General features: G+C 66.4%; 7 protein-coding genes and 1 pseudogene. 3 read left to right on the top strand and 5 right to left on the bottom strand.

The features are described 5' to 3' along the window. A pseudogene (locus B1A78_RS22120) lies at window positions 1-272 on the bottom strand (hypothetical protein); the annotation flags it as partial. 106 nt (window positions 273-378) lie between these two features. On the opposite strand from B1A78_RS22120, the gene B1A78_RS20285 reads away from it, so the two are divergent. Together B1A78_RS20285 and B1A78_RS20290 are read left to right on the top strand one after the other, a co-directional pair. Continuing rightward, window positions 379-1,683 (top strand): S41 family peptidase, encoded by a 1,305-nt coding sequence (locus B1A78_RS20285; RefSeq protein WP_077148687.1) that lies wholly within the window; start codon window positions 379-381, stop codon window positions 1,681-1,683. Then, window positions 1,667-2,146 (top strand): MarR family winged helix-turn-helix transcriptional regulator, encoded by a 480-nt coding sequence (locus B1A78_RS20290; protein WP_077148688.1) that lies wholly within the window; start codon window positions 1,667-1,669, stop codon window positions 2,144-2,146. Before B1A78_RS20285 ends, B1A78_RS20290 begins: the two co-directional genes overlap by 17 nt. Before the next feature lies 1 nt (window position 2,147). Here B1A78_RS20290 and B1A78_RS20295 read toward each other — a convergent pair whose 3' ends face one another. The 4 genes from B1A78_RS20295 to B1A78_RS20310 are packed head-to-tail and all read right to left on the bottom strand — an operon-like array spanning window position 2,148 to window position 4,873. Beyond that, window positions 2,148-2,630, bottom strand: a complete 483-nt coding sequence (locus B1A78_RS20295) for a GNAT family N-acetyltransferase (protein ID WP_077148689.1) — start codon at window positions 2,628-2,630, stop codon at window positions 2,148-2,150. A gap of 10 nt (window positions 2,631-2,640) precedes the next feature. After that, window positions 2,641-3,228 carry a hypothetical protein gene (locus B1A78_RS20300; protein ID WP_144037933.1) on the bottom strand — a complete coding sequence of 196 codons (588 nt, stop codon included), beginning with the start codon at window positions 3,226-3,228 and terminating at the stop codon, window positions 2,641-2,643. After that, complete coding sequence (locus B1A78_RS20305) at window positions 3,225-3,626, bottom strand: thioesterase family protein (protein ID WP_077148691.1); 402 nt, start codon at window positions 3,624-3,626, stop codon at window positions 3,225-3,227. Before B1A78_RS20305 ends, B1A78_RS20300 begins: the two co-directional genes overlap by 4 nt. Continuing rightward, window positions 3,623-4,873: a threonine ammonia-lyase gene (locus B1A78_RS20310; protein WP_077148692.1), complete on the bottom strand. Its 1,251-nt coding sequence runs from the start codon at window positions 4,871-4,873 to the stop codon at window positions 3,623-3,625. Before B1A78_RS20310 ends, B1A78_RS20305 begins: the two co-directional genes overlap by 4 nt. Window positions 4,874-4,932: 59 nt before the next feature. Between B1A78_RS20310 and B1A78_RS20315 the strand changes: the two genes are divergently transcribed. Beyond that, window positions 4,933-5,113, top strand: a 181-nt coding sequence (locus tag B1A78_RS20315) for an NAD(P)-binding domain-containing protein (protein ID WP_144037934.1), incomplete at its 3' end; no start/stop codon positions are given.

Raw genomic sequence — 5,113 nt, forward strand, 5'->3', positions numbered from 1 at the left:
AAATGCAGGTCGCCCGATGCGGCGATGAGGTCGTCGGTGAGTTCGCTGGCGAGCGCGCGGCGGTCGGGCGCGGCGTCGTAGTCGCCGGCGTCGAGATGGCGGCGCAGGATCGCGGCGATGGTCTTCGCCTTGTCGGGAAACACATAATTGGCCTCGAGCGTCGCGCCGAGCTGTTCGACCATAGCGCGCCGGTCGGCGGCGGTGAGCGGGGATTCCTCGGCAGCGGCGGGCGCCGCGAGCCATGCCGTCGTGGCGGCAAGGAGGATGGCCAAGCACCTGGTTTTCATTCGGTTTCACCTGCGAATCGATTTATACAATATATTGCGCAATATATTGTATAAATCGATTCGCAGGTGAAACCGAATGAAAACCAGGTGCTTGGCCATCCTCCTTGCCGCCACGACGGCATGGCTCGCGGCGCCCGCCGCTGCCGAGGAATCCCCGCTCACCGCCGCCGACCGGCGCGCTATGGTCGAACAGCTCGGCGCGACGCTCGAGGCCAATTATGTGTTTCCCGACAAGGCGAAGACCATCGCCGCGATCCTGCGCCGCCATCTCGACGCCGGCGACTACGACGCCGCGCCCGACCGCCGCGCGCTCGCCAGCGAACTCACCGACGACCTCATCGCCGCATCGGGCGACCTGCATTTTGCGGTCGGCGTCGATCCCGACTGGGTCGCCGACTATGCCGCGAAGCGCGACCCGGTGCGCGCCGCCGCGCTGCGCGAGGAAGAACGGCGCGACGAGGCGCGGAGCAATTTCGGCTTCACCGGCCTGCGCTACCTCGACGGCAATATCGCCTATGTCGACCTGTCGCACTTCGCCGACCCCGAACTCGGTTACGACGCGGCGGCGGCGGCGATGCGCTTCATCGAAAATGCCGACGCGGTGATCTACGACCTGCGCTACAATAATGGCGGCCACCTCGAAATGGCGCAGCTGCTCGCGAGCCAGCTCTTCCCCGGCGACAAGGATCAGGAGCTGTTCGATTACGACTATACGCTCGACGGCCGCCACGTCGCGCGCGGCCAATGGGTCCTCCCCGCGCTTCCCGCCAAACGCCTGACCGGCAAACCCGTCTATATCCTCACCGGCTCGACCAGCTTCTCGGCGGCCGAATGGTTCGCCTTCACGATGCAGAAGCTCGGCCGCGCGACCCTCGTCGGCGAACGCACCGCGGGCGGCGCGCATCCGGTCGACCGCAAGCCCGTCGGCACCGACTTCTTCCTCCAGGTCCCGATCGGCCAGATCCGCGACCCTGTCGACCGCAGCGATTTCGAGGGTCGGGGCGTGACCCCCGACCATCTCGTGCCCTCGGCCGACGCGCTCGCGCTCGCACAGCGCCTCGCGATCGCCGATCTCGCGAGGGCCGATCCCGCCAGACAGGCCGACGCCGACTGGTTCGCACCGACGCTCGCGCCGCGCCCCGCGCCGACGACCGCCGCGCTCAAGGCGATCGCCGGGCGCTACGAAGGGCGGCGGATCGACCTTGAGGGCGGCAAATTGCTTTACACCTGGCGCGAGCGGCTGCGGCTGACGCTCGAACCGCTCGGCGGCGACCTGCTGGCAATCGAGGGCGTGCGCGACTTCCGCTTTCGCATCAGCCGCAAAGGCGGCAAGATCGTCGCGCTCACCCGCATCAACCGCGACGGAACGACCACCGACTATGCCCGCCTCGACTGACCGCCCCGACGCCTTGGACGACATCAGCTTCCTCGGCCGCCTCAGCGAAGCCCTGAGCGCGCGGATCGAGGAGCAGACGCGCGAGCTGTTCGACGAGGCGGGCATCGTCATCCCGGTCAAATCCTGCTCGCTGCTCACCGCGCTGCGGCAGGCGGGCGAGGCGTCGGCCGCCGAACTCGCGCGCACGCTCGGCCAGTCGCACCAGCTCGTGATCCAGAAATGCCCCGCGCTGCTGCGCCTCGGCCTCGTCACCCAGCACGCCGACCCCGCCGACGCGCGGCGCAAATTGTTCCGGCTGACCGAAAGAGGCGCCGCGCAGATGACGCTGCTCGACAGCTATACCGCCAATATTTCCGCGGTGTACGCGCGCCTCTTCGAAGAGACCGGCGACGCGCACGCCATATTGCTGAAAACGCTCAAAGCGCTCGAAGCCCGTCCCTTGCGCGAGCGCGCGCGCGACTAGGTCAGAGCGCCCGGACCATCACCAGCGCATCGACGAACCCCAGCGCCGGATGCGCAAACGCGCCCGACAGCCGCCCGACGATTTCGAACCCCAGCGATTGCCAAAGACCGACCGCGCGCGCGTTGCTCGCGACGACGAAGTTGAACTGCATCGCCCGAAAGCCCCGCGCCTTCGCTTCCTCGAACGAATGCAGCGCCATTGCCCGCGCCACCCCGCGCCCGGTCGCCGCGGCGCCGGTCATATAGCCGCAGTTGCAGACATGTGCCCCGCCGCCGCCCTGATTGGCGCGCAGATAATAGGTGCCGAGCACGACGCCGTCCTCTTCGGCCACGAACACCGCCTTGTCCGCCCCGAACCAGTAAGCGAGCGCCGCCTCCTCGCTCATGTCGCGATCGAGCGTATAGGTCTCGCCCGCGCGGATCACGGGTTCGAGAATCGCCCAGATCGCTGCGCGGTCGGCGGGGGTCGCGGGTCGAATCAGCATGCCGGGCGCATCAACTGACCCACATCTGCATCTCTTCGTCGATTGCCCAACGATCATCTTCTTGTCGCTTGATCCACGCCATGTAGCCACCGCCGGCCAGTGGTCCATAGGTCGTCGATATATACATCAAGGCATGATTGCCGTCGTTGGACACCGCAGGCATCGAAAGGCGGACAATCGCAAAAGGATATCGCCCATTTACTGGCTCCGCCTTTTCGATCTGCATTTGGTCATGGATGATGTGCGAAGACTTCATCCATTGTTGGACATTCTCGCATTCCTCGACCGGCCGCAGCTCATCGACATCGGCAGATTTGACGATCAGCTCAAGCATGAATTCTTCCGCCGGATCGACCGGCCCGTCACGCCGTATATCGCGAACAATTTCCTCGGCGGCGGTTCGCGTCGTAGGCGTCGCCGCAGACGGGATCGAAACGGCAACCGGACCGACGATGCCTCGCTTCTTTTCTTGTAAAATCTGCAGCGCGACATGGCATGCCTCGTCGTCATAAGCCGTGCCCGTCGACGTGATCGCCACGGTGAAGAAGGCTATGCCCAGCGCCGTGAACAACACGATATAACGGCTGGATGCTTTCACCGGGTCGCATCCAGAAACGGCGCGACGATCGCGTCGGTTACCCGCAGCGGCCGCCCGCTCGCCTTGTCGAGCAGCGCCCACACGGTGCGCGCGCGGACATGCACCTTGCCGTCCGCGCCGGTGAATTCCATGAAGCGGTCGAACTTCGCGCCCTGCGGCTTGTCGGCGACCCAGGTCCGCGCGGTCACCGCCTCGCCCGGGCCAAGCGCGCGCAGATAATCGATCTCGTGCCGCACCACGACCCAGATATAGGCGTCTTTATGCGATTGCGGCGCCGCGGCGTCCCAATGGCCGGTCGCGACCTGCTGGATCCACTGCACCCACACCGCATTGTTGACATGGCCGAGTTCGTCGATGCTCTCGGGCGTGGCGACGAAATCGAGCGTGAACTCCCTCATGCGAGCTCGACGGTGGTCACCATATAGCCGGCCTCGCGCAGCGCCGTCACCAAACTGTCGAGATGCTCGCGGTCGCGCGCTTCGCATTCGATGTCGGTGATCAGCCCCTTCGCGGGCAGCGTCGTGAAGATGCGCTGGTGATAGATTTCGATGATATTGACCTGTTTCTCGTCGAACAGCTTCATCACCTTGAACAGCGCGCCGGGACGGTCCTGCAAGCGGATGCGCAGCCGCGCGATGCGGCCCGAGCGCGCGAGATCGCGTAGCAGCACATTGGCGAGCAGCCGCGTGTCGATATTGCCGCCGGTGAGCACCAGCCCGACCTTGCGGCCCCTGAACTCCTCGGGGTGCGCGAGCATCGCCGCGAGGCCCGCGGCGCCCGCGCCCTCGACCACCGTCTTTTCGATCTGCAGCAGCAGGCTCACCGCGCGCTCGAGATGGCGCTCGGCGACCAGCACGATATCGTCGTTGAGGTCGGCGACGAGCTTGCGGGTATAGCTGCCCGGCTCCTTCACCGCGATGCCCTCGGCAAGCGTATCGCCCTCGCACGCCATGTCGACGCCGTTCAAATTGGCATACATCGACGGGTAGAGCTCGGCCTGCACCCCGACGAGGCGCATGTCGTTCTTGATCCCGCGCGCCGCGGTGCCCATGCCGGCGAGCAGCCCGCCGCCGCCGATCGGCACGATCAGCGTGTCGATCTCGGGCACATCCTCGAGCATTTCGAGCGCCACCGTCCCCTGCCCCGCCGCGACATGCGGATGGTCGAAGGGATGGACGAAGGTCAGCCCGCGCTCGACCTCGAGCACGCGGGCATGCGCATAGGCGTCGTCGAACGTCTCGCCGTGCAGCACGATCGTCGCGCCATGGCTCGCGGTCTGCGACACCTTCACCTGCGGCGTCGTGCTCGGCATCACGATCGTCACCGGCACGCCGAGCCGCTTGCCATGATAGGCGAGGCCCTGCGCATGATTGCCCGCCGACGCCGCGATCGCGCCGCGCGCCTTCGCCTCGTCGCTGAGCAGCAGCAACGCGTTGAGCGCGCCGCGTTCCTTGTACGCGGCGGTGAATTGCAGATTTTCGAACTTCAGCCACACCTCGGCGCCGACCAGTTCGGACAGCGTCTGCGAATGGAGCGTCGGCGTCCGCACGACCGCGCCCTCAATTCGCCCCGCCGCCGCGCGCACATCGTCCAATGTGATCGCCGGAAGCTCGGCGGCGGAGGTCAGGGTGAGTTGATCGGTCATAACGACAGGCGCCCTAGCCCATCTGGCGCGCCGCGCAAACCATGGTTATGGGTCAACGCATGAGCGAACAGAAATTGCGCATCAGCTTCCTCGGCATCGGCGTCATGGGCGGGCCGATGGCGGGCCATCTCGCCAAGGCGGGGCACGACCTCACCGTCTATAACCGCACCCGCGCCAAGAGCGACGCCTGGGTCGCGCTCTATGGCGGGCGGGCGGTTGCCACCCCCGCCCGCCCGCCAT

The sequence above is a fragment of the Sphingopyxis sp. KK2 genome (assembly GCF_001990265.1).
Classification (GTDB): Bacteria; Pseudomonadota; Alphaproteobacteria; order Sphingomonadales; family Sphingomonadaceae; genus Sphingopyxis.

What these genes read in the sequence shown, in the direction of transcription:
- B1A78_RS20290 (WP_077148688.1), top strand. Translation starts at nt 1,667, where the DNA reads ATGCCCGCCTCGACTGACCGCCCCGACGCCTTGGACGACATCAGCTTC.
- B1A78_RS20295 (WP_077148689.1), bottom strand. Translation starts at nt 2,630, where the DNA reads ATGCTGATTCGACCCGCGACCCCCGCCGACCGCGCAGCGATCTGGGCG.
- B1A78_RS20305 (WP_077148691.1), bottom strand. Translation starts at nt 3,626, where the DNA reads ATGAGGGAGTTCACGCTCGATTTCGTCGCCACGCCCGAGAGCATCGAC.
- B1A78_RS20310 (WP_077148692.1), bottom strand. Translation starts at nt 4,873, where the DNA reads ATGACCGATCAACTCACCCTGACCTCCGCCGCCGAGCTTCCGGCGATC.